This window comes from Mycolicibacter kumamotonensis (assembly GCF_002086285.1).
Lineage (GTDB): Bacteria > Actinomycetota > Actinomycetes > Mycobacteriales > Mycobacteriaceae > Mycobacterium > Mycobacterium kumamotonense.
On the sequence record NZ_MVHU01000023.1, the window covers coordinates 55,563 to 81,290 of the forward strand.

General features: G+C 67.1%; 24 protein-coding genes. 9 read left to right on the forward strand and 15 right to left on the reverse strand.

The features are described from left to right. Nucleotide 1: 1 nt before the first annotated feature. From BST28_RS15405 to BST28_RS15445, 9 genes are all read right to left on the reverse strand, one after another. On the reverse strand, nt 2-1,189 hold the full coding sequence (locus tag BST28_RS15405) for an MCE family protein (protein WP_047320551.1): 1,188 nt from the start codon (nt 1,187-1,189) through the stop codon (nt 2-4). Next, a complete protein-coding gene (locus tag BST28_RS15410) occupies nt 1,186-2,520 on the reverse strand; it encodes an MCE family protein (RefSeq protein WP_047320552.1) in 1,335 nt (444 codons plus the stop codon). The genes BST28_RS15405 and BST28_RS15410 overlap by 4 nt, the downstream gene beginning before the upstream one ends. Next, on the reverse strand, nt 2,517-3,575 hold the full coding sequence (locus BST28_RS15415; protein ID WP_083081763.1) for a virulence factor Mce family protein: 1,059 nt from the start codon (nt 3,573-3,575) through the stop codon (nt 2,517-2,519). The genes BST28_RS15410 and BST28_RS15415 overlap by 4 nt, the downstream gene beginning before the upstream one ends. After that, nucleotides 3,562-4,599 (reverse strand): MCE family protein, encoded by a 1,038-nt coding sequence (locus tag BST28_RS15420; RefSeq protein ID WP_047320553.1) that lies wholly within the window; start codon nt 4,597-4,599, stop codon nt 3,562-3,564. The genes BST28_RS15415 and BST28_RS15420 overlap by 14 nt, the downstream gene beginning before the upstream one ends. Beyond that, on the reverse strand, nt 4,599-5,798 hold the full coding sequence (locus tag BST28_RS15425; protein WP_207570107.1) for an MCE family protein: 1,200 nt from the start codon (nt 5,796-5,798) through the stop codon (nt 4,599-4,601). Before BST28_RS15425 ends, BST28_RS15420 begins: the two co-directional genes overlap by 1 nt. A 13-nt stretch (nt 5,799-5,811) precedes the next feature. Continuing rightward, a complete protein-coding gene (locus BST28_RS15430; RefSeq protein WP_019735978.1) occupies nt 5,812-6,654 on the reverse strand; it encodes an MlaE family ABC transporter permease in 843 nt (280 codons plus the stop codon). Next, nucleotides 6,651-7,415 carry an MlaE family ABC transporter permease gene (locus BST28_RS15435; RefSeq protein WP_019735979.1) on the reverse strand — a complete coding sequence of 255 codons (765 nt, stop codon included), beginning with the start codon at nt 7,413-7,415 and terminating at the stop codon, nt 6,651-6,653. The genes BST28_RS15430 and BST28_RS15435 overlap by 4 nt, the downstream gene beginning before the upstream one ends. 245 nt (nt 7,416-7,660) lie before the next feature. After that, complete coding sequence (locus tag BST28_RS15440) at nt 7,661-8,578, reverse strand: 3-oxoacyl-ACP reductase (protein ID WP_019735980.1); 918 nt, start codon at nt 8,576-8,578, stop codon at nt 7,661-7,663. Nucleotides 8,579-8,658: 80 nt separating this feature from the next. After that, nucleotides 8,659-8,853, reverse strand: a complete 195-nt coding sequence (locus tag BST28_RS15445) for a ferredoxin (RefSeq protein ID WP_019735981.1) — start codon at nt 8,851-8,853, stop codon at nt 8,659-8,661. 204 nt (nt 8,854-9,057) lie between these two features. Between BST28_RS15445 and BST28_RS15450 the strand changes: the two genes are divergently transcribed. Both BST28_RS15450 and BST28_RS15455 read left to right on the forward strand, forming a co-directional pair. After that, complete coding sequence (locus BST28_RS15450; protein WP_019735982.1) at nt 9,058-10,236, forward strand: acyl-CoA dehydrogenase; 1,179 nt, start codon at nt 9,058-9,060, stop codon at nt 10,234-10,236. A gap of 35 nt (nt 10,237-10,271) precedes the next feature. Continuing rightward, entirely contained in the window at nt 10,272-11,369 is a 1,098-nt protein-coding gene (locus tag BST28_RS15455) for an acyl-CoA dehydrogenase family protein (protein ID WP_019735983.1), read from the forward strand. 5 nt (nt 11,370-11,374) lie between these two features. Here BST28_RS15455 and BST28_RS15460 read toward each other — a convergent pair whose 3' ends face one another. Further along, on the reverse strand, nt 11,375-11,857 hold the full coding sequence (locus BST28_RS15460; protein ID WP_019735984.1) for a nuclear transport factor 2 family protein: 483 nt from the start codon (nt 11,855-11,857) through the stop codon (nt 11,375-11,377). A gap of 29 nt (nt 11,858-11,886) precedes the next feature. Between BST28_RS15460 and fadD17 the strand changes: the two genes are divergently transcribed. From fadD17 to BST28_RS15475, 3 genes are all read left to right on the forward strand, one after another. Beyond that, the gene (gene fadD17, locus BST28_RS15465) at nt 11,887-13,413 is read left to right on the forward strand and encodes a long-chain-fatty-acid--CoA ligase FadD17 (RefSeq protein WP_019735985.1); all 1,527 of its coding nucleotides are present in this window, start codon (nt 11,887-11,889) and stop codon (nt 13,411-13,413) included. 141 nt (nt 13,414-13,554) lie between these two features. Continuing rightward, a complete protein-coding gene (locus tag BST28_RS15470; protein WP_019735986.1) occupies nt 13,555-14,343 on the forward strand; it encodes a serine hydrolase in 789 nt (262 codons plus the stop codon). A gap of 42 nt (nt 14,344-14,385) precedes the next feature. Continuing rightward, entirely contained in the window at nt 14,386-15,939 is a 1,554-nt protein-coding gene (locus tag BST28_RS15475; RefSeq protein ID WP_019735987.1) for a succinic semialdehyde dehydrogenase, read from the forward strand. Between the two features lie 3 nt (nt 15,940-15,942). Here the strand turns inward: BST28_RS15475 and BST28_RS15480 are convergent, their stop codons facing one another. Continuing rightward, nucleotides 15,943-17,358 (reverse strand): WS/DGAT/MGAT family O-acyltransferase, encoded by a 1,416-nt coding sequence (locus tag BST28_RS15480; protein ID WP_019735988.1) that lies wholly within the window; start codon nt 17,356-17,358, stop codon nt 15,943-15,945. Between the two features lie 61 nt (nt 17,359-17,419). Beyond that, a complete protein-coding gene (gene fadD19, locus BST28_RS15485; RefSeq protein ID WP_019735989.1) occupies nt 17,420-19,072 on the reverse strand; it encodes a medium/long-chain-fatty-acid--CoA/3-oxocholest-4-en-26-oate--CoA ligase in 1,653 nt (550 codons plus the stop codon). A 69-nt stretch (nt 19,073-19,141) separates the two neighbouring features. Between fadD19 and BST28_RS15490 the strand changes: the two genes are divergently transcribed. The 3 genes from BST28_RS15490 (at nt 19,142) to BST28_RS15500 (ending at nt 21,923) form a co-directional block, all read left to right on the forward strand. Then, on the forward strand, nt 19,142-19,942 hold the full coding sequence (locus tag BST28_RS15490) for a crotonase/enoyl-CoA hydratase family protein (RefSeq protein WP_019735990.1): 801 nt from the start codon (nt 19,142-19,144) through the stop codon (nt 19,940-19,942). After that, complete coding sequence (locus BST28_RS15495; RefSeq protein ID WP_083081750.1) at nt 19,942-20,967, forward strand: NAD-dependent epimerase/dehydratase family protein; 1,026 nt, start codon at nt 19,942-19,944, stop codon at nt 20,965-20,967. Before BST28_RS15490 ends, BST28_RS15495 begins: the two co-directional genes overlap by 1 nt. Nucleotides 20,968-21,047: 80 nt before the next feature. Then, the gene (locus tag BST28_RS15500; protein ID WP_019735992.1) at nt 21,048-21,923 is read left to right on the forward strand and encodes a type IV toxin-antitoxin system AbiEi family antitoxin; all 876 of its coding nucleotides are present in this window, start codon (nt 21,048-21,050) and stop codon (nt 21,921-21,923) included. 12 nt (nt 21,924-21,935) lie between these two features. On the opposite strand, the gene BST28_RS15505 is transcribed toward BST28_RS15500, so the two are convergent. Next, entirely contained in the window at nt 21,936-23,165 is a 1,230-nt protein-coding gene (locus BST28_RS15505; RefSeq protein ID WP_020425468.1) for a cytochrome P450, read from the reverse strand. A 28-nt stretch (nt 23,166-23,193) separates the two neighbouring features. Between BST28_RS15505 and BST28_RS15510 the strand changes: the two genes are divergently transcribed. Continuing rightward, nucleotides 23,194-23,919 carry an acetoacetate decarboxylase family protein gene (locus BST28_RS15510; protein ID WP_029248979.1) on the forward strand — a complete coding sequence of 242 codons (726 nt, stop codon included), beginning with the start codon at nt 23,194-23,196 and terminating at the stop codon, nt 23,917-23,919. Here the strand turns inward: BST28_RS15510 and BST28_RS15515 are convergent. Beyond that, nucleotides 23,916-24,350 carry a hypothetical protein gene (locus BST28_RS15515; RefSeq protein WP_133054306.1) on the reverse strand — a complete coding sequence of 145 codons (435 nt, stop codon included), beginning with the start codon at nt 24,348-24,350 and terminating at the stop codon, nt 23,916-23,918. The two genes, BST28_RS15510 and BST28_RS15515, sit on opposite strands and share 4 nt — an antisense overlap. Continuing rightward, the gene (locus BST28_RS24795) at nt 24,347-25,207 is read right to left on the reverse strand and encodes a DUF5631 domain-containing protein (protein ID WP_234808300.1); all 861 of its coding nucleotides are present in this window, start codon (nt 25,205-25,207) and stop codon (nt 24,347-24,349) included. Before BST28_RS24795 ends, BST28_RS15515 begins: the two co-directional genes overlap by 4 nt. Between the last annotated feature and the right edge of the window lie 521 nt (nt 25,208-25,728).

The window sequence follows — 25,728 nt, forward strand, 5'->3', positions numbered from 1 at the left end:
GTCATTCCTCATAGTGGGGAGCCGTTCCGGGCGGGATCTTGAACGGGTCGGCGGCCTGTCCGGACAGGTTCGCCATCTCTCCGATCAAGAAATCGGGCGGGTTCAGAACGTCGTGCATGTGCGGCATGTTCGGGTCGAAACCGCCGGTGGTGAACACGGTTTCGCCGAATCGACGCAGTGTCATGTCAAAGGTGACGTAGACGTTGAGGAAGTCGCCACGCACGGCGTTACGCAGATACATCGACGGGAACGGGAACGTCGGGATGAACGGGAACGCCGTCACCAACTCGTTGGCGTTGTCAGCGAACGCCTTGATGACCGGGTACAGGTCCTTGATGTCGGCGGCGAAGTCTTCCTTGGTCTCGCTCATGATCCGCGCTCCGACCACGGCCAGCCGCTGCAGCGCCCCGAACGCGTCGACGATGTTGCTGCGGTTGTCGTTGAGCACCGCCAATGCCGCGGGCATGGTGTCCAGCGCCCGCGCCAGGCTGGGAGCGCTACGGGCCAAGGTCGCCCCGACCCGGTTCAGCCCCTCAGCCGCCGCGACGATGTCGCGTGCCTGGCGGTCCAGCGAGGCGGTCAGTTCGGCCAGCCTCGGCACCAGCTCGGCAAAGGTACCGGCCCGGCCGGCGACCGCGGCGTGGGCCTCTTCGGTGATGTCTTGCACCGCACCGAGATTGCCCTGGTTGACCACCACACCCAACGACGACAGCACTTCTTCGGTGCTGGGGTAGCGCCCGGTCCGGCTGAGCGGAATCTCATCGCCTCGGGCGAGGGTGCCGACCGGAGGTTGGTCGGTCGGCTCGGCCAGCTCGATGTGCTGAGAACCCAGCAGCGAGGTCTGCGCGACGTTCGCGATGGCATTGGCCGGCAGGTGCACATTGCCGTCCAGCGACAGCTTGACCGCGGCGTAGAAGCTGCCGTCGGGCCGTTGCACGGCCCGAATCCCCGACACACTGCCGACCGTGACGTCATCGACCATCACCGGCGAGTTCTGCGGCAGCGTGGTGACGTCCGGCAGTTGCACCGTGATGCTGTAGGAGCCGCGACCATGGCCTGCGGTTCCCGGCATGTTCAGCGAGTTCAGCCCGCCGAACTGACAACCGGACAACACCAACGCCCCGGCACCGAGCACCGCACCGCGGCGGCCGACCCGGTGCAGCGCGCCGCCAAGAGACTTCACGCTCATCCGCCCTCCCGTGGTGCACCGGCACCGGGCTGAGCCGGACCCGTCGGGCCGGGCGCCTTGCCCAGCTGCCCCGGCGCGGGCGGCGGCAGGAACAGGGCCGCGACATCTTCGGTGCTCGGCGGCGTGACACCGGGAGCCGGCAGCCACTTCAGGTACGGCACCGGCGTCTGAGACTTCGCCTCGGTGGCCGGGGTGTCGTAGATGATCTGGCCCTTGTAGGCGGTGATCGAGTTGACCGGGTGGAACAAAAACGGGATAAAGTTCATAGACCAGCGCCGCATGACCGGTCCCATCCGCTCCTTGCAGATCTCCGCCCGCTTGAAGTTGTCGGGCACCGAACCGACGTCGAAGACGCCGCCGCAGATGAACTGCACCGGATTGGCGAAGTCGGGCAGCGACAGGAGCCCGCTCAAGGTCCCCTGCGCAGGATTGTAGATGTTGTAGAAGTTCACCAGGCCGTGCGGGGTGATGTGCAGCGCCTGTTCGAGGTTGTCGCTCTGGTCGGACAGCACCTTGGTGAACTCCGCCAGCTTATTGACCTGGGCGATCAACGCGTCATTGTTGTTGTGCAGGAAACCGCGAACGTCGCGCAGTGCCTGGCTCAGCGTGCCCAGCGTGACATCCAGGTCGACCGAACTCTCGGCCAGCACTGCCGACACCGCCGCGACATGGTCGGTGAACTGCACGATCTGCTCGTTGCTGCCGGAGAGCGCATCGACCAGTACCTGCAGGTTCTTCACGGTGCCGAACAGGTCGGTGCGCGAGTCCCCGAGGCGCCCGGTGATCGCCGACAGTTCACGCAGCGCGTTGCGGAACGAGTCGCCGTTGCCGTCGAAGGTGTCGGCGGCCTGGTTGACGAAGGCGCTCAGTGCCCCGTTGAGCTTGCCCTGCTCGGGTGCCAACTGGGAGCTGAGCTGGGTCAGCTCCTGCTTGACCTCGTCCCATTCGACCGGGACCGCGGTGCGGTCTTCACTCAGTACCGATCCGTCGGCGAGCTTGTCACCTTCGGTGTAGGCCGGGGCCAGCTGAATGACCCGCGCGGAGACGATGTTCGGTGCCATGAGCACCGCATGCACGTCGGCCGGCAGCGGCACATCCTTGCTCACCGACATGGTGATCTTGACGTTCTCGGCACGCGGCTCGATGGACTCGATGCGGCCGACCGGAACCCCGACCACCCGGACGTCGTCACCCGGGTAGAGGCCCACCGCCGAGGCGAAGTAGCCGGTGATGCGGTAGCTGCGCTGCGCGGGCAGCACCACGTATGCCGCGGCGGCCAACAGTACCGCCAGCAGGCCGGCGAGGACGAGGCGTGAAGTTCGGCGTGTCATGGTGACTTCGGCTTAATGATCGTGCGCTCGGAGATCATCCCGCGCAGGTAATCGGCCAAGCTGTCGGGCAGCTTGCCCGGCTGGAAGAACATGTCGACCATGACCTCCGACATCGTGGGCGGCGGCATGCCGTAGAGGTTGATCTGGAAGCCCGGACCCGAGGCCACCACCTCACCGAGCGTGGTGGCGTATCCGGGCAGCCGCTCCATCGCCCCGGCGATCCGGTCCTTGCGTTCGATCAGGTTGTCCATCACCAGGTTGAGTTTGTTCAGGGTCGGGCCGATTTCGGCCTTATTGTCGGCGACGAAGCCGGAAAGCTGCTGCGACACATCGTCGATACCGCCGATCAGCGCACCGATCGCTTGACGGCGTTCGTCCAGCGCTGCGAAAAGTTGGTTGCCGTCGAGCACCAGCTGGTTGACCTGCTCGGCACGCTGGTTGAGTACTCCGGTGACCGACTTGGCGTGCGACAACAACTGGCCCAACGCCTCATCGCGACGGTTGAGGCTGCGCGACAGGGAAGCCACCCCGTCCAGCGCTCCGCGCAGCTGCGGGGTCGCCTCGCGCATCGAGTCGGTGAGCACCTGCAGCGCTTCCTCGAAGCGCGGCTTGTCCAGATCGCGGACGTTGCCGCCGAGGTCCTGCAGTGCGTTGTTGAGGGTGTACGGGGCACGCGTGCGCTCGAGCGGGATCGAGGTCACCGAACCGCCGCCGGCAGGAGTGATCGACAGGGCCTTCTCACCCAGCACGGTGTCGGTGCGGATGGCGGCCAGCGACTGGTCCCCCACCCGGACCTTGCGGTCGACGGTGAAATCCACTTTCGCGCTGGCTCCGGCCAGTCCCACCGATTTGACCTTGCCCACCCGGATACCGGAGACCGTCACGTCGCTACCGGGGATGATGCCGCCGGCGTCGGCGAAGTAGGCGTGGTAGTTCTTGCCCTGGGGCCAGAACGGCAGGCTGGTGTAACCGAAGGACACCAAGACCAGGCATGCCACCAGTGCGATGCCCAACGTACCCGTGCGAACCGGGTTTACGCCGTCAATTTTTGACAGGAGAGCACCTCCCCTTGCTCGTGTCGTTCTGGCCGCCCATGGGCAAGGTGATGTCACTGCCGGCGGGGCCGTTGAGCTTCAGGGCGACGGTGCAGTAGTTGATGTTGAAGAAGGAGCCGTAGGCGCCAAGTGCGTTGAGCCGCAGGTAGTTCTCTTCCAGCGGGTCGATGACGTCGTTCAGCTCCTGCCTGCGCTTGTCCAGCACGGTGGCCAGCGGCCGCGCGTTCTCGAGCACGCCCTGCAGTGGCCGACGGGTGCGGCGCAGCGTGTCGGTGAGGTCGTTCTCCACCGAGGCCAGCGGCCCGATCGCGCCGGCGATCGCATCCTTGCCCAGGGCCAGGCCGGTGATCAGCTGCTGTAGCCGGTCGACGGTGGCGTCGAACTGTTCGCTCTTGTCGTCGACTGTGGTCAGCACCGTGTTCAGGTTGTTGATCACGTCGCCGATGAGCTGGTCGCGGGAGGCCAGCGTGGTGGTGAACGAGCTGGTGCTGGCCAGCATCTGCGACAGCGCACCGCCCTGGCCCTGCAACAACTCGATGAGGGCGTTGCTGATCTCGTTGATCTTTCCGCCGTCCAAGCCCTTGAGCAGCGGGCGCATCCCGCCCAACAGTGCATCCAGGTCCAGGGCGGGCTGAGTGTGGTCGCGGGCGATGGTGCCGCCGGGCGGCAGCTTGTGCAGTTCCCCGGCGCCCGAGGCGATCTCGAGATACCGGTCGCCGACCAGGTTTTCGTAGCGGATGAGCGCGCGGGTCGAGTCGTAGATCTGGTAGCGCTTGTCCACGTCGAAGGTGACACTGACGTTGTTGTCCGGCGTCAACTCGACGCGTTTCACCGTACCCACCGGAATACCGGCGATCCTCACGTCCTCGCCGCCTTTGAGCCGGGAAGCGCTGGCGAAATCGGCGTGGTAGGTGTGGTTCGAGGCAAACCGGAATTCGCCGAACACCACCACCAGACCGGCCGATACCAACAGCATGGCGACGGCGAAGATGGTGACCTTGACCAGGGTGCTGCGCGGACTCATCAGTATTCATCCCGTTCCGCGAAGGCGCCGTTGAAGAGGAACTGCGCGGTGGAGGGTGCGTCGAACTGGACCTCGGTGTTGGGCTGGAACGGGATGTAGGCGCTGTCGGTCACCAGGAACGGTGAGCGGAACCAGGAGCCGCCGTACTGCTTGCTGGGGATGTCCGGCAAGCCGCGGCAGTTCGGTCCGCCGGTCGCGTTGGCCACCGGTAGGCTCTCCGGGTAGGTGTAGGCCGGTACGCCCGGGATGAAGCTGGACTGCACATACAAAGCCGGCTTGGTGCCGCCCAGCGACGGACCGAATCGCTCCATGGCATTTTGAATTCCCTTGAACAGGCAGCCGAACTCCGGCGAGTATTCGGCGAGCAGGCTGGTCATGGCGCGGAAGCGCTGGATCCCGGCGATGAAGTCGTCGGCGGCCGGGGCGAAGGTGTCGTAGCCGTTGTTGGCCAGCCCGGTGGTCGCCAGCAATGCCTTGTTCAGGTTCTCCCGCTGATCGACCAGGGTCTTACTGATCGCCGGGACGTTGTCGATGGTCGTCGCCAGGTCCGGGGCGGCATCTCCGTAGATGTTGCCGACGACCGCGGTCTTGGCGAAGCCCGACTGCAACTGGGGCAGTTTCGGATTGAACTTTCCGAGGTAGCTGTTCAGCCCGGAGAGCAGCCCGCCCAGGTTGTCACCGTTGCCCCGCAGGCCCTCGGCCAGCGCGCTGACCGACCCGTTGAGCTGAACCGGGTCGATCTTGTCCAGCACGTCGGTCAGCTTCTGGAACAGCGTGTTGGCTTCCAGCTGCACGTCGGAGGCCTGCACATCGGCGCCGCTGCGCAATGCCTTACCCGACGGCACCGGCGGCGGAATGAACTCCACCGCCTTGGCTCCGAAGATGGTGTTGCTGGCGATGTGCACGGCGGCGTTCGACGGGATGTATCGCATCGCGGCGCTGTCGATGGCCAGCGCGAGCTTGGCCTGCTGGCCCTGATACGTGATCTCCTTGACCTTGCCGATCTGGATACCGCGGTATTTGACCTTGGCGTCCCTCTCCATCACCAGGCCGGCCCGCGGCGACGTGACGGTGACCTTATCGGTGGAGCTGAAGACGGAGACATAGGACAGATAGGTGAAGACGGTGGCGGCAACCAGGAGCGCACCCAGGACTGCCGCGGCAATCCGCACCTGGGTACGCCTCGATCCGTTTTCCACCCGTATGTCCTTGCTATCCCGAGAGGTTGAAGTTACCGGACCCGCCGTAGACGGCGAGTGAAACGAACAACGTAATGACTACCACGACCACCAGCGACGTGCGCACCGCCTGACCCACCGCGATACCCACGCCGACGGGTCCGCCAGCCGCGTTGAAGCCGTAGTTGGTGTGCACCAGCATCACCGCGATCGACATGATGATCGCCTGCAGGAAGGACCACAGTAGGTCGGTCGGAATAAGGAAGGTATCAAAGTAGTGGTCGTAAAGGCCTGGCGACTGCGCGTTGATGAACACCGTGGTGGACCGGGCCGCGAAGAACGCGGCCAGCACCGACAGCGAGTACAGCGGGATGATCGCGATCAGGCCGGCCACCAGCCGGGTGGACACCAAATAGGACACCGCGTGCACCGCCATCGATTCGACGGCGTCGATCTCCTCGGCGACCCGCATGGCGCCCAGTTGCGCCGTGGTGCCGGCGCCGATGGTGGCGGCCAGGGCGATCCCGGCGACGACCGGCGCCACGATCCGCACGTTGAGGAACGCCGACAGGAAGCCGGTCAACGCCTCGATGCCGATATTGCCCAGCGATGAGAAGCCCTGCACCGCGATCACACCGCCGGAGGCCAGGGTCAGGAAGGTGGCCACCCCGACGGTGCCGCCGATGATCGCCAGCGCTCCGGTACCCATGGTGATCTCGGCGATCAACCGGACCGTCTCCTTGCGGTACTTGGTCAACGCGTTGGGCACGTAGCGGATCGAGTCGGCGTAGAACAGTGCCTGTCCGCCGAAGTTGTCGACGGCCTTGGGTACCCAGCGGAACAGCCGCCGGAATCGCAGGGTGGCGTCGTAGCTCATTTGACCAGCACCCGCACGCTGATCGCGGTCATGACGACGTTGATGACGAACAGGCAGATGAAGGCGTAGACGACGGTTTCGTTCACCGCGTTGCCGACTCCTTGCGGACCGCCCTTGGCGGTCAGCCCGCGGTAGCACCCGATGAGTCCGGCGGCGGTACCGAACAGCAGCGCCTTGATCTCGGCCATCACCAGCTCGCCGAGTCCGGTCAGCACGGTGAGCCCATTGATGAACGCGCCCGGGTTGACGCCCTGCAGAAAGACAGAGAAGACGTAGCCACCGACCAGGCCGATCGCGCACACCAACCCGTTCAGCAGCAACGCGACGAACGTCGACGCCAGCGCGCGGGGCACCACCAGCCGCTGGATCGGGTCGATGCCGAGCACCCGCATGGCGTCGATCTCTTCACGGATGGTTCGTGCGCCCAGGTCGGCACAGATGGCGGTGGCACCGGCACCGGCAACCACGAGGACGGTGACCACGGGCCCCAGCTGGGTGATGGTGCCGAACGCGGTCCCGGCACCGGACAAGTCGGCGGCGCCGATCTCGCGCAACAGGATGTTGAGGGTGAACGCCACCAGGACGGTGAACGGGATGGCGACCAGCAGAGTCGGCACCAATGAAACGCGGGCGATCATCCAGGTCTGGTCAAGAAACTCACGGAACTGAAAAGGCCGGCGAAACATACCCCGGAAGGTCTCGATCGACATCTCGACGAATCCGCCCACAGCTCTCGCCGGAACCGTGAGCTGATCGATCAAGGCTCGTCCTTCCCTCAGATCAGGGCATCCGCCGGGGCTTGCCGGTGGTCGCAAAACTGTATCCGGACACGGCACGCGACCGGCATCGTTCGCGCGATTCAGACGCCGCCTCGCGTGAGCCGGATCATACTAACTAGAACAAGTTCGCACTGTCAAAGAACGTGTTATCGCTAGCTAGGCTGCCTATTTGTCCTGGTCAGAGCGATTGTGACGTGCACCTCGTTGAAACGCGTTCTAATTGCCCGCTAATCGGCGTCCATCAGCTCCGAGGCGGAGAACGTCCGGCGCGGATCCCGGCCGGAGAAGTAATTTGCCAGCGTGTCCGACAGTCCCGCCGGATCCCACGCCTGGCCTTCGGCGCTGAACTTGCGTTCCACCGTCGGCGCGGCCATAAGGGTCACCTCAGGTCCGTAGACGACGAAGACCTGCCCGCTGACCGCCGCCGAGGCCGGAGAGGCCAGGAACCGCACCAGGGTCACCACGTGCTCGGGCGACAGCGGGTCGATCTCGCCCTCACCGACCTGGGCCTCGCCGAACACCTCGGCGGTCATGGCGGTGCGGGCCCGCGGGCAGATCGCGTTGGCGGTGACGCCGTAGCGGCTCAGCGCCCGACTGGCCGAGAGCGTCAGCGCGGTGATCCCCGCCTTGGCCGCGCCGTAGTTGGCCTGCCCGACCGGGCCCATCAGGCCGGCCTCCGAGGAGGTGTTGACGATGCGGCCGTACACGGCTCCGGTTTCAGCCTCTTTGGCCTTCTGCCGCCAGTAGGCCGCCGCATTACGGGTCAACAGGAAGTGTCCGCGCAGGTGCACCGCGATCACGGCGTCGAAGTCGTCGTCGGACATGTTGAACAGCATCCGGTCGCGGGTGATTCCGGCATTGTTTACGACGATGTTCAGCCCACCCAGGCCGTCGGCGGTGGTCACGAGTTCATCGGCGGTGGAACGCTGGCTGATGTCACCGGCGACCGGGATGCCCTTGCCGCCCGCGGCGGCGATCTCGTCGATCACGTCGGAGGATCCCAGCGCCGGCGCGATGTCGTTGACGACAACGGTCGCCCCGGAGCGGGCCAGCCCGATCGCCTCGGCCCGGCCCAACCCGGCGGCGGCGCCGGTCACCACGGCGACCTTTCCGGACAGATCGGTCGGGTTGTCGTTCGCAGTCATGTACGCCGCTCCTGGTTGGGCGCCGGCGCCCCGCGGGCGCCGGCGGTTATGAATACCTCTAGTCGCCTGTGGCTGGGAGGTTAGTCCTCGACCCGGCGCAGTGCGGCCCGCGGGCACTCGGCGATGGCCTGCATGGCGTGGGCCTCGCGGTCGGCCGGGACCGGTGCCATCTTGACGAAAGCCTGCTCATCGTCGTTGAGCTCGAACAACTCGGGGTCGATTCCGACGCAAATCGCGTTGCCCTCGCAACGATCCAGATCCACCTCAACTCGCATGACATCTCCTGTCAAAACCCGGCGCCGACGGGACATTTCCGACCGGCGTTGTCCGCTACTGTCACCATACGATCCAACAGCTCCCCCACGCGACGCGGCTAGAGGGCATTGGACCCTTGTTGAACCGCGAGACTAGAACGTGTTACAACGAGCTGTCGACCAGAATCTTATCGTGACACCGATCACCAGCGAAGGACGCACCCGATGCAGATCAGTTACACGCCCGCCCAAGAAGAGCTGCGTCGCGAACTGCGGTCCTACTTCACCACCTTGATGACGCCGGAGCGCCGCGAGGCACTGAGTTCGACCCAGGGTGAGTACGGCACCGGCAACGTGTACCGCGACACCGTGGCACAGATGGGCCACGACGGCTGGCTCACGCTGAGCTGGCCCAAGGAATACGGCGGCCAGGCCCGTTCGCCGATGGATCAGCTCATCTTCACCGACGAGGCCGCGATCGCCGGGGCCCCGGTGCCGTTCCTGACCATCAACAGCGTCGCGCCGACGATCATGGCGTTCGGCACCGAAGAGCAGAAGAAGTTCTTCCTGCCCAAGATCGCCGCCGGCGAGCTGCACTTCGCGATCGGCTACTCCGAGCCCGGTGCCGGTACCGACCTGGCCTCGCTGCGCACCACCGCGGTCCGCGACGGCGACGAGTACGTGATCAACGGCCAGAAGATGTGGACGTCGCTGATCGCCTACGCCGACTACGTGTGGCTGGCGGCGCGGACGAACCCGGAGGCCAAGAAGCACCGCGGCATCTCGATGCTGATCGTTCCGACCACCGCCGAGGGCTTCTCCTGGACGCCGGTGCACACCATGGCCGGCCCGGACACCAGCGCCACCTACTACCAAGACGTGCGGGTGCCGGTGACCAACCTGGTCGGCGAGGAACACGCGGGCTGGAAGCTGGTGACCAACCAGCTCAACCACGAACGCGTCGCGCTGGTGTCGGCGCAGCCGATCTTCGTCGCCCTGGATGAGGTGCGCGAGTGGGCGCAGAACACCAAGAACTCGGCCGGCGGCCGGATCATCGACTCGGAATGGGTGCAGCTCAACCTGGCCCGCGTGCACGCCAAGGCCGAGGTGCTCAAGCTGATCAACTGGGAGCTGGCATCCTCGACCGACGCCGCCCCGTCCCCGGCTGACGCCTCGGCGGCGAAGGTGTTCGGCACCGAACTGGCCACCGAGGCCTACCGGCTGCTGATGGAGGTGCTCGGCACCGCCGCCACCGTGCGCCAGGACTCCCCCGGCGCGCTGCTGCGCGGCCGGGTGGAGCGGATGCACCGGGCGTGCCTGATCCTCACCTTCGGGGGCGGCACCAACGAGGTGCAGCGCGACATCATCGGCATGGTGGCCCTGGGCTTGCCCCGCAACCGCTGACCTAATACTCACAGGACCTGGAGGGCAAAGCACTCATGGACTTCACCACCACCGAAGCGGCCGACGACCTTTCCGGCTTGGTCGGCACCATCGTGGATACGGTGTGCACCGCGGAGCACCAACGCGAGCTGGACGGGCTCGAGCAGCGCTTCGACTCCGGGCTGTGGCACAAACTCGTCGACGCCGACGTCGTGTCCAGCGCGGCAAGCGAATCGCTGGGCGGCGGCGGCTTCGGCGTCTTGGAGCAGGCGGCGATCCTGACCGCCCTGGGCCGCCAACTGGCCGCGGTGCCCTACCTGGAGTCGGTGGTACTGGGCGCCGGAACGCTGGCCAAATTCGGCTCCGCCGAGTTGCAGCAGACCTGGGGGGCGCCGGCGGTGGCCGGCGACAAGATCCTCACTGCCGCGCTCGACGGTGACATGGGCGAAGGCCCGGTCCGCGCCGCCACGACCGACGCCGGCTTCCGGCTCACCGGCACCCGCACCCAGGTCGGTTTTGCCCCGATCGCCGACGCCTTCCTGGTGCCGGCCGAAACCGATTCCGGCACCGGTGTTTTCCTGGTGGCCGCCACCGACCCGGGCGTGACAGTGGGCCCGTTGGCGACCACCGGCCTGGGCAGTATCGGGCATCTTGAGCTGTCCGGAACCGAGCTGGAGACCGGCCGCCTCGTCGGCGAAGCCGAGGTTCTCGAGTATCTGACCAGCCTGGCGGCACTGGGCCGCAGTGCCTACCAGCTGGGGGTGTTGGAGCGCGGCCTGGCCCTGACCGCCGAATACGCCCGCGAGCGCGAACAATTCGACAAGCCGATCGGCAGCTTCCAGGCCGTGTCGCAGCGGCTGGCCGACGGCTACATCGACGTCAAGGGCCTGCGACTGACCCTGACCCAGGCGGCCTGGCGCGTCGGCGAAGGCCTGCCCGCAGCCAGCGAGGTGGCCACCGCCGCGTTCTGGGCGGCCGAGGCCGGACATCGGGTGGCGCACAGCATCGTCCACATCCACGGCGGCGTCGGTATCGACATCGATCACCCGATCCACCGGTACTTCCTGGCCGCCAAGCAGACCGAGTTCGCACTCGGCGGCGCGACCGGGCAGCTGCTGGCGCTCGGGCGCGAGCTGGCCGAGACCCCGGTCTAGGCGACTCAGCGGTGCAGCGCCTCCCCGAACGTCACCTTGAACCCGGGAATATCCGACAACGGCATGGTGGCGTCGTAGGTGCGCTGGTAGCCGGTGGCGCTGATCTTCCAGCCGTCGGCGGTGCGGCGGTAGCTGTCGTGATAGAACGCGGCACCGATCAGCATCAGGTTGTAGTCGGGGATGATCACCCGGTCCTGCAGGTACCAGATGCCGGTGGCGGTGTCCGGCCCGGTGAGCGTGATCTCGGGATGGTTGACCCGGTGCTCGCTGATGATCGTTGCCGGCAGCGAGTTCCGCATGAACTCCACCAGCGAGTCCCGGTCGGTGAAGCTGTGGTCGCTGCCCATCGACTTGCCGTAGTCGGCGGTGACGTCCTCGGCCAGGGTGGCCGCGAAGTCGTCCCAATGTTTGGTGTCCAGCGCCCGCAGGTAGCGGTACTTGACCTGTTTGATGGCCTCGATGGCGGCGAACGTCTCGATATCAGTCACCGCCCTATTGCAGCATTAATCTGACCACCATGTCAGCACCGGCTCTCATCGACGAACAGGTCACGGTCACCGGACTGCTGGCGCCGCTGGCCGACGTGGACGACCGCGGGGTGTATTTCGAGGACTCGTTCATCAGCTGGCGCGACCACATCGCGGCCGGAGCCCGGTTGGGGGCCGCGCTTCGGGCGCGCCTCGACCCGGACAAACCCCCGCACATCGGTGTGCTGCTGGGCAATACCCCGTTCTTCTCGACGGTGCTGGTGGCCGCCGCGCTGACCGGGCTGGTCCCGGTGGGGTTGAACCCCACCCGCCGGGGAGCGGCCCTGGAGCGCGACGTGGCCCACGCCGACTGCCAGCTGGTGCTGACCGACCACAGCACCGACGCCGGTGTTGCGGGTGCGATCGATATCGAATCGTCCTCGTGGGCTGCGGAATTGGCCGATTACGACGACACTCCGGTGACGTTTCGCGACGCCGGTCCCGACGACCTGTTCATGCTGATCTTCACCTCCGGCACCAGTGGCGATCCCAAGGCGGTGCGCTGCACGCAGTGGAAGGCGGCCTTCCCCGGGGTGATGCTCTCGCAACGGTTCGGGCTGGGGCCCGCGGATGTCTGCTACCTGTCGATGCCGTTGTTCCACTCCAACGCGGTTATGGCGGGCTGGTCGGTGGCGGTGGCCGCGAGAGCCTCGATCGCATTGCGGCGCAAGTTCTCCGCATCCGGGTTCATTCCCGACGTGCGCCGCTTCGGCGCCACCTACGCCAATTACGTGGGCAAGCCGCTGTCGTATGTGCTGGCCACCCCGCCGCAGCCCGACGACGCCGACAACCCGCTTCGGTTGCTGTACGGCAATGAGGGGGCGCCGCGGGATCTGGAACGTTTCGCGGATCGCTTCGGCTGCACCGTCGTCGACGCCTTCGGCTCCACCGAGGGCGGGGTGGCGATCGGCCGCACCCCCGACACCCCGCCCGGGGCGCTGGGGCCACTGACCGACGGGAACGCGATCGTCGACGTCGAGACCGGCGAAGAGTGCCCGCCCGGTGTGGTGGGTGAGCTGGTGAATACCAGTGGACGCGGCCAGTTCCGCGGCTACTACCGCGATCCCGACGCCGAGGCGGCACGGATGGCCGGCGGCATCTATCACTCGGGGGACCTGGCCTACCGCGACGAAGCAGGCTACGCCTACTTTGCCGGGCGGCTGGGTGACTGGATGCGGGTGGACGGCGAGAACCTGGGCACCGCGCCGATCGAGCGGATCCTGCTGCGACACAATGCTGTCGCGCAGGTGACGGTGTATCCGATCCCAGACCCGGCCGTGGGCGATCAGGTGATGGCCGCTCTGGTGTTGGCCCCCGCGGCGTCGTTCGATCCGGATGAGTTCCGCGCTTTCCTGTCCGAGCAGCCCGACCTGGGGCCCAAGCAGTGGCCTGCGTATGTGCGGGTGGCCGCGGAACTTCCCTGCACCGAGACGTTCAAGGTGCTCAAGCGGGTGCTGTCGGCCGAGGGAGTGCAGTGCGCGGATCCGGTGTTCCGGATCTCCCCCGCGAAGCGGTAGTTGGCGCGCGAAAGTGCGGGTAGACCGCTCGACAACTCTCCCCGCAAGCGGGAGGTACCCCCAGCCCTCGCGGTCATGAACCGGCCGACCCGCCCGCCGCGCCACCACCGATCCGGCCGCTCGGCGCGCAATACTGAGTCAATGCCCGCAGTCCGCCGAGCACTCGTCGCGGCCCTGGCCGTCATCACAACCCTGGCTCTGGCCTCCCCCGCCTCCGCCGATTCCCTGCAGGCCGGCTTCGCGCAGCTGGCCAACACCATCCCGGCCAACGTCGGCATCGCCTATGCCCCGGTCGGCCAGAACCAGGCGGGCACCCTCGGTTCCCTGCAGAACGGAGTCGCCTGGTCGACCATCAAGGTGCCACTGGCGATCGCGGCGATTCACGCCAACCGCCCCAACGCGCAGGATCTGGCCGCCCGGGCCGTCACCGCCTCCGACAACGACGCCGCCGAGCAGCTGTGGTCCTCACTGGGTCCGGCGCCCCAGGCCGCCCAGCAGGTGCAGGCCGTCCTGCGAGCCGGCGGGGACACCGGCACCGCGGTCGAATCCCGACGGCTGCGGCCCGAGTTCAGCGCGTTCGGCCAGACCCAGTGGCCGCTGGCCCGCCAGGCGGTGTTCGCTGCCCACCTGCCGTGCATGGCCGCGGCCGCACCCGTGGTCGGCCTGATGCGCAACACCGTGCCCAACCAGCGCTGGGGGCTGGCCACCATCGGAGCCCCGACCAAGGGCGGCTGGGGGCCCGGCCCCGGTGGCGGCTACCTGGTGCGGCAGTTCGGCATCGTCGGCACCCCGGCCGGGTCGTTGGCTGTGGCACTGGCCGCCGAACCGAAGGACGGCAGCTTCGATTCCGGGGTGGCCGCGCTCAACCAGATGACCCAGTGGCTCAGTGCCAACGCCGCCCAGCTACCGGGGGGTCGCTGCTCCGGGTAGGTTGGCGGTTACCACCGTGTTACCCGCGAGTAGGAGACAGCCATGCCCGCTCCGTCCGCCGCAGACTTCGACCGGCTGCGCGCGCTGGTCGCCATCGACGACATCGACGCCCGGCAATCGAGGACCATCGACGAGGTCTTCACCGGTAAAGCGCTGACCACCATTCCGATCGGCACCGCCGAGGACGTGACGGCGGCCTTCGCCAAGGCCCGGGCCGCCCAAGCCGGGTGGGCCGCGCGCAGCGTCAAAGAGCGCTGCGCGATCATCGAGCGCTACCGCGACCTGGTGATCGCCAACCGGGACTTTTTGATGGACGTCGCCCAGGCCGAGACCGGCAAGGCCCGCTCGGCGGCCCAGGAGGAGATCGTCGACATCATGCTCAACGCGCGGTACTACGCGCGCCAGGCATCCAAATTGCTGGCCTCCAAGCGGGTGCAGGGCCTGCTGCCCGGCATCGTCAAGACCGTGGTCAACCACCACCCCAAGGGCGTCGTCGGGGTCATCTCGCCGTGGAATTACCCGATGACACTGTCGATTTCGGATGCGATTCCCGCGCTGTTGGCCGGCAACGCGGTGGTTGTCAAGCCGGACAGCCAGACCCCGTACTGCACGCTGGCCAACGCGGAACTGCTCTATCAGGCCGGGCTGCCGCGTGAGCTGTTCGCGGTGGTGCCCGGCCCGGGGTCGGTGGTCGGCACCGCGATCGTGCAGCAGTGCGACTACCTGATGTTCACCGGCTCCAGCGCCACCGGTCGTTCGCTGGCCGAACAGTGCGGCGCCCGGCTGATCGGGTTCTCCGCGGAGCTGGGCGGCAAGAACCCGATGATCGTCACCAAGGGTGCAAACCTGTCCGAGGTCGCCAAGGCCGCCACTCGCGCCTGCTTCTCCAACGCCGGGCAGCTGTGTATCTCGATCGAGCGGATCTACGTCGAGCGGGAGATCGCCGACGAGTTCGCCGCGAAGTTCGCCGAGCAGGTGCGGGCCATGAAGCTGTCGGCCGCCTACGACTTCTCCGCCGACATGGGCAGCCTGATCTCCGAAGACCAGATCAAGACCGTCTCCAACCACGTTGACGACGCAAAGGCCAAGGGCGCCAAGGTTATCGCCGGCGGCAATCCCCGCCCCGACATCGGCCCGCTGTTCTTCGAACCCACCGTACTGACCGACGTCACCGACGAGATGGAGTGCGGGCGCAACGAGACGTTCGGTCCGGTGGTCTCCATCTACCCGGTCGACGGCGTCGACGAGGCGATCGCCAAAGCCAACGACACCGAATACGGGCTCAACGCCAGCGTGTGGGCCGCGACCAAGGCCCAGGGTGAGGCGATCGCCGCCCGGATCCGCTCCGGCACCGTCAACGTCGACGAAGGCTACGCACTGGCCTTCGGCAGCACCGCGGCACCGATGGGCGGCATGAAGGCTTCCGGGGTGGGCCGCCGCCACGGCGCTGACGGCATTCTGAAGTACACCGAGTCGCAGACCGTCTCGACCGCCCGGATTCTGAACCTTGACCCGCCGCTGGGGATTTCAGGTCCGCTGTGGCAGAAGATGCTCACCCCGATGATCCGGGTGGTGCAGGCGCTGCCGGGCCGGTAACGCTCAGCGCCTGCCGCTCCGGTTCTTCCCCCGGTCGATGTCACGCTCCAACTCGGCCAGCGCCGGCTCGATCTCGTCGGCCATCTTGTGGATGTCCTCGGCGACTTCCGGGGTGGTCACGAACCCGAAGTCGAGGTGTTCGCGATAGGAGAAGCAGGTGACGTTCAGGGCCACATCCATGACCGGCGGGCCGAGCGGTACCAGTGATTCCAGTTCCGCCCCGGCCATGTAGATCGGAATCGGCGGACCCGGAACGTTGGAGACGACGAGGTTGATCGGGGCCAGCCGATTCGACAGTCCGGTGGCCGTGTAGGCGCGGGCGGCCAGCTGCAGCAGCCCGGGCGGGGTGGTGTCGGTCAGCCCCATGATCTGGTGCGCCGACAACGCCTTGGCCATCTGTTTGGCACTCTGGGTGCTGGCGTGAATGGACTTGAGCCGCTGGGCTGCTCCCTCGATGTCGGTCGCCAGTGACACCGTCATCGAGCTGACCTTGTTTCCGACCTCGCCCTGGCTCTCCTCGGTGCGGGTCGACACCGGGATCTGGGCTACCAGTGGCTTTTCCGGCAGTTCCCCGCGCTCGCCGAGGTAGCGCCGGACGGCACCGGCGACCATAGCGAGCACGACGTCGTTGAGCTTCACCCCGTAGGCGTCCTTGACGGCCTTGATCCGGGCCAGCTCGACGCGCGTTGCGCTGATCCGCCGGTGCGGCGAGACGCTGGCGTTGAACCGGGTCACCGGGGCGTCGAAGTAGCGTGGTGGTTTGCGGGCCAGCCCCAGCCCCACCGTGGCGATCTGCTGTCGCACGGTCTGCTGCAGCAGCCGGCCGATGCGGTACGGCGTCATCACCGCGACGTTGAGCAACTCCTCGGCGACACGGCGCTGGTAGCTGGGCATGCTGGATGCACTCGGTGATCCGTTCGTCTCCGGTTGAGGCGGCCGCGGCTCGGGGGTGACGTCCAGCATGATCTCGAACAGTCCCGCGCCGGAGACGCCGTCGACGATCGCGTGATGCATCTTGGTCAACGTCGCCACCCGGCCGCCGTTGACCCCTTCGATCACCCACATCTCCCACAGCGGGCGGGAGCGGTCCAGCTTGTAGGACATCAGCCGCCCCACCAGCTCTTCGACCTCGCGCCGCCCGCCCGGGGCGGGAACGCCGATGCGCCGCAGATGGAAATCGATGTCGAGTTCGTCGTCCTCGATGAACCACGGCCGGTCCAGGCCCAGCGGGGCGGGACTGACCCGCCAGCGCAGCTGCGGCAGTTGCGGCAGTCGCTCGATCAAGAGCTGGCGGACACGCTCGAAGCTGTAGTTCGGCGCATTGGTGGTATCGCAGATCGCCAGCCCACCGATGTGCATGTGCCAGCCCGCCGTTTCGGCGGACCAGAACGCCGCGTCGACGCCCGAAAGTCGCTGCATCGACAGAGACTAGCTCCGTACCCCGGGTCGCCGGAGGCAGATCGCCGGTGAAACCGGGAATCTAGCTGTCGGCCGTCACATGCTTGGCGTGCACCTCGTCGGCCGGGCGGGCCTCAGTCTGCTCTTTGGCCCACCGGTAGTCCGGCTTGCCGGCCGGCGAGCGCTTGACCTCGTCGACGAACCACAGGCTGCGGGGCACCTTGTAGCCGGCGATCTCGGTGCGAGCGCACGTGTTGATCTCCTCCAGGGACGGCCGGGCATCCCCACGTGCCTGCACGACCGCGGCGACGTGCTGGCCGTAGCGGACGTCGGGCACCCCGACCACCAGGGCGTCGAACACGTCCGGGTGGGTCTTGAGGGCGGCCTCGACCTCCTCGGGGTAGATCTTCTCGCCGCCGGAGTTGATCGACACCGAGCCACGGCCGAGCATGGTGACGGTGCCGTCGGCTTCGACCTGCGCGAAGTCACCCGGGATCGCGTAGCGCACCCCGTTGATGGTTTTGAATGTCTCGGCGGTCTTCTTCTCGTCCTTGTAGTAACCGACCGGGATGTGGCCGCGCTTGGCGATGATGCCGCGCACCCCCGAGCCGGGCTGGACCTCGTTGCCGTCCTCGTCGAGCACCACGGTGGTCTTGTCGATGGTGACCCGCGGCCCGCCGGTGTGCGCCTCGCCCTTGGCGACGATGCTGGTGCCGCCGAAGCCGGTCTCGCTCGACCCGATGGAGTCGGTGATGATCCGGTTGGGCAGCAGTTCCAGCAGTTTCTCCTTGATGCTCGGGCTGAACAGCGCCGCGGTGGACGCCAATAGGAACAACGACGACAGGTCGTACTCTTCGCCGGCGGCTTGCGCGGCCAGCAACGCGTCCAGCAGCGGACGCGCCATCGCATCCCCGGTGAAGAACAGCAGGTTGACCTTGTGATCGTGGATGGTGCGCCACACCGCGTCGGCGTCGAATTCCGGTGCCAGCACCACGGTTTGGCCGCTGAACAGCGACATCCAGGTCGCCGACTGGGTGGCGCCGTGGATCATCGGCGGTATCGGGTGGCGGATCATCGGCGGGTTGGCCGCGGCCTGCTTGGCCAGGTCGTACTCGTCGGCGACCGGCTCACCGGTGGCGAAGTCGGTGCCACCGAACAAGACCCGGTAGATGTCCTCGTGGCGCCACATCACGCCCTTGGGGAACCCGGTGGTGCCGCCGGTGTAGAGCAGGTAGATGTCGTCGGCGCTGCGCGGCCCGAAGTCGCGCTCGGGCGAGCCCTGCGCCAGCGCCGCCTCGAATTCCACCCCGCCGTAGCGGCCGTAATCCAAGTCGCTGCCGTCCTCGACCACCAGGATGGTCTTGACCTTCGGGGTGTCGGGCAGCACGTTGGCGACCCGGTCGGCGTACTGGCGCTCGTGCACCAGCGCGACCATGTCGGAGTTGTCGAACAGGTAGCGCAGTTCGCCCTCGACGTAGCGGAAGTTGACATTGACCAGGATGGCGCCGGCCTTGATGATGCCGAGCATCGCAACGACGATCTCGTTGCGGTTGCGGCAGTACAGGCCGACCTTGTCGTCCTTCTTGACGCCCTGGTCGATCAGGTAATGAGCCAGCCGGTTGGCCTTCTCCTCCAGCTGCGCGTAGGTCAGCTGTTCGTCCCCACAGATCAGGGCGACCCGATCCGGAACGGCGTCGATGGCGTGTTCGGCGAGATCCGCGATGTTGAGAGCCACAACACACAAACTAGAACGTGTTACATTTCGTTTTCAAGTCGAGGCCCCAACGCGGAAAGGCGGACGCCGGTGTCCGAGTCGTCACAACAGCCCCACGCCCTGGTTGAACAGCGCGGACACACGCTGATCGTCACGCTGAACCGGCCGGAGTCCCGCAACGCCTTGAGCGGCGAAATGCTGGCGATCATGGTCGAGGCGTGGGACCGGGTGGACAACGACGACGAGATCCGCTCGTGCATCCTGACCGGCGCCGGTGGCTACTTCTGCTCGGGAATGGACCTCAAGTCGGCCAACCAGAAGGCGCCCGGCGACTCCTTCAAAGACGGCAGCTACGACCCGTCGCGCATCGACGGCCTGCTCAAGGGCCGCCGGCTCACCAAGCCGCTGATCGCCGCCGTAGAGGGGCCCGCGATCGCCGGCGGCACCGAGATCCTGCAGGGCACCGACATCCGCATCGCCGGCGAGAGCGCCAAGTTCGGTATCTCCGAGGCCAAGTGGAGCCTGTACCCGATGGGCGGCTCCGCGGTGCGACTGGTGCGCCAGATTCCCTACACGATGGCGTGTGACCTGCTGTTCACCGGTCGGCACATCACCGCCGCCGAGGCGTTGAGCATGGGACTGATCGGCCACGTGGTGCCCGACGGGCACGCGCTGACCAAGGCGCTGGAGATCGCCGAGCAGATCAACAACAACGGCCCGCTGGCCGTGCAGGCGATGCTGCGCACCATCCACGAGACCGAGGGCATGCACGAGAACGACGCCTTCAAGCTCGACACCCAGATCGGGATCAAGGTGTTCTTGAGCGAGGATGCCAAGGAGGGCCCGCGGGCCTTCGCCGAGAAGCGCAAACCCGAGTTCAAGAACCGCTGATGCAGATCGCGGTCACCGGCGGCACCGGCTACCTCGGCGCCCACACCGTCAAGGCACTGCTGGAAGCCGGGCATTCGGTGCGGCTGTTGGTCGCGCCGGGCTGCGGTTCCGAGCCCGTCATCCCGAAGCTGCGCGAGCTGGGCACGTTAGAAGTGCTCGACGGCGACATCCGCGACGCCGACGTCGTCGGGCGGCTGCTGGACGGCTGCGACTCGGTGCTCCACGCGGCCGGGGTGGTCGGCACCAACGACCGCCTGGAAAAGCTGATGTGGGACATCAACGCCCACGCCACCGAGGCGATCCTGACCCGGGCGGTGGCCGCCGGCCTGGACCCGGTGGTGTCGGTCAGCAGCTACAGCGCGCTGTTCCCGCCGCCCAACGGTGTCATCGGGCCGGACTCGCCCACCGTGCCGGGGCGCAGCGCCTACGCCCGCACCAAGGCCTACGGCGAGCGGGTGGCCCGTCGGCTGCAGGATGAGGGCGCCCCAGTCGTGGTCACTTACCCGTCCAGCGTGGTCGGCCCGGCGTTTTGGACGGCGCCCGGGGTCACCGAGCGGGGCTGGGCACCGATCGTGCAATACCGGGTGGCGCCGGTGGTGCGCGGCGGCATGGCGATGGTCGACGTCCGCGACATCGGCCGGGTGCACGAGGCGCTGATGCGGCCCGGCCGCGGCCCGCACCGTTACCTCTGCGGCGGGATCATGGTCGGTTTCGACGAGATGATCTCCGCGGTGGAGGTCGGTTTGGGCGCGTCGGTGCGTCGAATCCGGGTCGCCCCCAGTGTGTTTCGCGGGATCGGGCGGATTTCCGATGTCGCGAGCCGGGTGCTGCCGCTGCCCGCGTCGCTGAGTTACGAGGCGGCGTGGCTGCTGACCTCGGCCACCCCGACCGACGACTCGGCCACGCTGGCCGATCTGGGGTTACAGTGGCGGTCGCCGGTGGACGCGATCGTGGAGTCTTTGCGGGCCGGGCTCGCGCCCACCGCCCCGCCGGTCCTGCCGCAGGTCCTGCCGCCGAACGTGTAACCACTGCGAAATTTCGGCGAGATTTTCGCAACCAGTACACGTTCGGCGCTTGTGTCAGTGCTCGTTGGCAGGCTTCCGCCATGGCGACACCGTTCCTGGGCAGCGAGGCCGTCCGAAGCGGCCGGTTGACGCCGTACGCCTTGCGGAGCCGATTCGTCGCAATCCATCCAGACGTTTATGTTCCAGCCGGTACTCGACCCACCGCGGTATTGCGAGCCCAAGCCGCGTGGCTGTGGTCGCGGCGACGTGGCGTCGTCGCGGGCCAGTCGGCCGCCGCGCTGCACGGCGCGAAATGGGTTGATGATCACGCACCGGCGGAGCTGCTCTACGACTGTCGCCGGCCACCCAAACGCATCCGAACGTGGTCGGACCGGTTCGATGACGACGAGGTGCAGCTGATCGGCGGCGTACCGGTGACCACGCCCGTTCGCACCGCATTGGACCTCGCCTGCCGCTATCCCCAGGTCAAGGCCGTCGCGGCCATCGATGCCCTCGGACAGGCCACTGACCTCAAGATCACCGACGTCGAGTTGCTGGCCGAGCGCTACCGGGGACGCCGCGGGATCTGTGATGCCCGAATCGCGCTTCCGCTCGTCGACACCGGTTCGGACTCACCACGGGAATCCCGGCTGCGACTGTTTCTCATTCGATCCGGCTACCCGCCGCCGCAAACCCAGATCCCGGTTTACGACGAATGGCAGCAGCTTGTCGCGGTCCTAGACATGGGCTGGGAGGAGATCATGGTCGGCCTCGACTACGAAGGCGAACATCACCGCACCAATCCACGGCGCTTCAATCAAGACATCCGACGCCACGAGACGGTTACGGGGCTCGGCTGGATCGACCTGCGGATCACCCTCGAAGACACCGAAGGGGGCATCCTCGGCCGGGTTGCGGACGCCTGGGCGCGACGAGCGTGTACTCCCAGCGATTTTCGGGCGCGGTTTTCGCGCTGATTACACGCTCGCCTATACCAGCACCGGCTTGCTCGGGGTGAACACCACCGGCATAGATACCGGACCACTGACGAAGTTCGCCGGCCGCAGCGGCACCTCGGCTCCATCGGCCAGGCGCAGATCCGGCAGCCGCTGCAGCACCCGCTCAGTCATCAGCGAAAGCTCCAGCCTGGCCAGCTGATTACCCATGCAGAAGTGGGTGCCGAAGCCGAACGCGAGATGGCTGTTGGGATCGCGCTGGATGTCGAATCGCTCGGGTTCGTCGAACACCGCCTCGTCGAAGTTCGCCGATTCGAACAGCAGCATGATCTTCTCGCCCTGCTTGAGCTCGGTGCCGTGGAACTCGGTGTCGGCGGTCAGCGTTCGGCACATGTTCTTCACCGGGGAGGTCCAGCGCAACATCTCCTCGATGGCCCCGGGCAGCAGGCTCGCGTCGGCGCGCAGCATCTCCCACTGATCGCGGTGGCGCAGCAGCTGTTCGGTGCCCCCGGACAGCGTGTGCCGGGTGGTCTCGTCGCCGCCGATCAGAATCAACAGGGTCTCGAAGATGATCTCGTCGTCGGACATCTGCGCGCCGTCCACCTCGGCGTTGACCAGGACCGAGAACAAGTCGTCAGTCGGTTCAGCCCGGCGTTTGGTGATGATGCCTCGGGTGAAGTCGGTCCAGCCGGCGAACGCCTCCATCACCGCCTGAAACGTCGCCGATTCCGGGTCCAGGTGTGAGCTCTGCCCGGCCACCAGGTCGTCGGACCACTCCAGCAGCATCGAGCGTTCTTCGGGCAGGACGCCGAGCATGTCGCCGATCACCGCCATCGGCAGCGGCGCGGCGATATCGCGGACGAAGTCGCACTCTCCGCGCTCACAGACCGCGTCGATCAAGGTGTCACAGAGTGTCCCGATGGACGGCAGCTGGGCATGCACCCGCTTGCGGGTGAAGCCGGCGTTGACCAGTTTGCGGCGCACCAGGTGCTCGGGGTCGTCCATGTCGATCATGTACGGCATGCCCGGCTGGTCGGGCCGGATGCCCCCGGTGCTGGAGAACAGTTCCGCGTTGCGCTCGGCGTCGATCACCGCGGCGTAACTGGCGGCGGCGGCCTGACCGTTGCGGTCCCGGAACACCGGCTCATGGGCCCGCATCCATTTGTAGGCGGCGCGCGCCCCACCGTCGGCGTAGAAGGTGCCGTCGGTCAGATCGACATCGGGCTTGGTCGTCGGCTTCGCATCGGCCATAACCTCGGTCATCAGCGTCCTCCGGATTACAGTGGGCGTCATGGCTCTTTCGCAACACACCATCGCTGGCACTGTGCTTACCATGCCCGTCCGCATCCGTCAGGCGGATGTGCATAGCGCGATGTTCTCGGTTCCGGCGGATGCCGCACAAGCGATGATCGACTACAGCGGCCTGCAGGTCTTTCAGCACCGGCCGGGCCAGGCGGTGGTCAACCTGATGCTGGCCCGCTACATCGACGGCGATCTGGGCAAGTACCACGAATTCGGGACCGCGGTAATGATCAACCCGCCCGGTTCGTCGGCGCGCGGCTGGCGTGCGCTGGGTTCCGCCGGTGCGTTCATCCACCACCTACCGGTGGACCAGGAGTTCACACTCGAGGCTGGTCGCACCATCTGGGGCTTCCCGAAGATCATGGCGGACTTCACCGTTCGCGATGGCAAGCGGCTGGGTTTCGACATCGCCGCGGACGGTCAACACATCGCCACCATGGAATTCGGGCGCGGTCTGCCGGTCCCGGGCCTGTTGACCTCGAAGCCGCGGACGCTGCAGGCGTTCAGCCACCTCGACGGTGTTACCCGGCAGATTCCTTGGGAGATGCGGGTTTCCGAGGTACGCGGAGCGATGGGCGGTACGACGCTGCGGCTGGGCACCCATCCGTACGCTCGCGAACTGGCTGCGCTGGGCCTGCCGAAGCGGCCGATGATGTCGTCGACGGTGGGGCATGTCGAGATGACGTTCGGGGATGCTGAGGTGGCGGGTCGTTAGCGCAGGTCGTCTTTGGTGATCGGCGGTGGGAGCGGACGCTCTGCAACATCGAATCCTTGCGCAGCAAGCCATTTAGGGGCGTCATCGTTGCTTCCGGCAAGGTCGAGAAGCTCTTGGATGACGCCGACGATTTTCGCTACCGCGGCGCGACTGGCTCCGGCGGCGTCGCTGTTGACCCGGTCCTTGATGGCGTTGAGTTGGGTGAGCTTGTCATCATCCGGTAATACCGAGGCCGCAGCTGCGTTGCAGGCTTGATCCCCGGCCTCGCAGATCTCGGTGAGCCTTGCGCGCAGGTGGGTGACCGCGGCGGCGGCTGTCGTCCACGCATTCTTCTTGTCCGCGGGATCCAGGCGCGCCAATGCTTCTGACTCCAGCAATTGGTTCAGGCCGGCCATTGCCACGCCGCACGGCGAACCATCCGGGGCACTCATGCGGCGTGCCTGGCCGGGGCAACGGCCTGATGCCACGCCAGGTGATAGCGGGCGAGCTCTTCACTTCCGTCGATCAGGGCGTCGATGGCCGCCAGCAGCATCCAGTCAGCGACGTCGCGGGGCAGATGGTGCGGATAAGCCGAGAGCACCTTGGTCGCGATGTCGTTGACGACGTTGCGGAAGCGTTCGATTTCGTTGTCGGCCACACCCGATCTATGGGACACCGCCCGAGCGACGGTCTGCACGATGCGCGGCAACCGGGTGCTGGCCCCGGACGCATCAATGAGGGTGGGGCCGAGTTCGTCGACGCGTTGGCCGTAACGGGCGCGCTCCCCGGCGCCCGGTAGCGGATCGTTGGGGCCGGCTTCAGCTACATAGGTGTTGGGCTGATGTGTTGCGGTGGCGATGACCGCGCCGAGCAGATCGACCACGTTCAGGTCGTGACGGCGTTGGGAGGGAGGGAGCAGGGTGACTCCGGGCGGTAACAGAACGCCAGGCGGGATCCAGCCTCCGGCCAGATCGGTCACCAACACGGTGGTGGTCTCGTCGTCACGCAAGCCGGCCGCCCAGGCGATGTTCGGTGCCTGGCGCGCCACCGCATCGACTTTGCGCTGCACATCGTCCTGCTCGGCCATGCGCTTGGCGGCGGTGCCAGCCCCAGCCCCCGCCGTAGCTCCGGCGGCCGCGCCGCCGGCCATCGCCGCACCCGACTGCCCACTTGTGCTCGCGGTCGGCTTGCCCGGCGCGGGACGATCACCGGAGGACGCGACGGTGGTCCCGCCCGAAGCCGGGGTGGTGGGACCGCCGGGTGGGGCCGGTGCCGTCGGTGCCGCCGGTGCGGCTGGACCTGCTGGCACAGCCGGGGCAGCGGCGCCCGCGGGACGCAGATCTGCGCCGTAACCGGGCAATGGGCCCGACGGAGCTGTCGGGCCGGTACTGATCGGCGCCGAAGGGACCGAGGTCGGCCCGGCTGGCATGGACGGTGCCACTGGTGTCGCCGGTGTCGGTGTCGTCCCGCCCGCGGTCGAGGCGGCTGCCGCAGCCTCAGAGTTGGGAGTGGCCAGATGGGCAAGGTTGCCGAGCATCCCACCCGCCATAGGCGTCACGGACGGCGACGGCGGAACCTGCGAAGCCGACGACTGTCCGAATCCAGCGGAACCCGCCTCGCCCTGCGCCCATGGCGGTGGTGGACCGCCGGGTCCTCCTGGTCCTGGCGGACCCCCAGGCGTACCCGAAGCGAACGCCTGGCTCAACCCGCCGCCCTGGAGGCCCTGCGGTCCAGCGCTGGGTCCACCGCCACCACCTCCGAGGCCCGGCATGGAGGAGGTTAAGGGCGATGTACCGCCAAGCCCGCCCCCCGGCCCGCCGCCTCCGGATG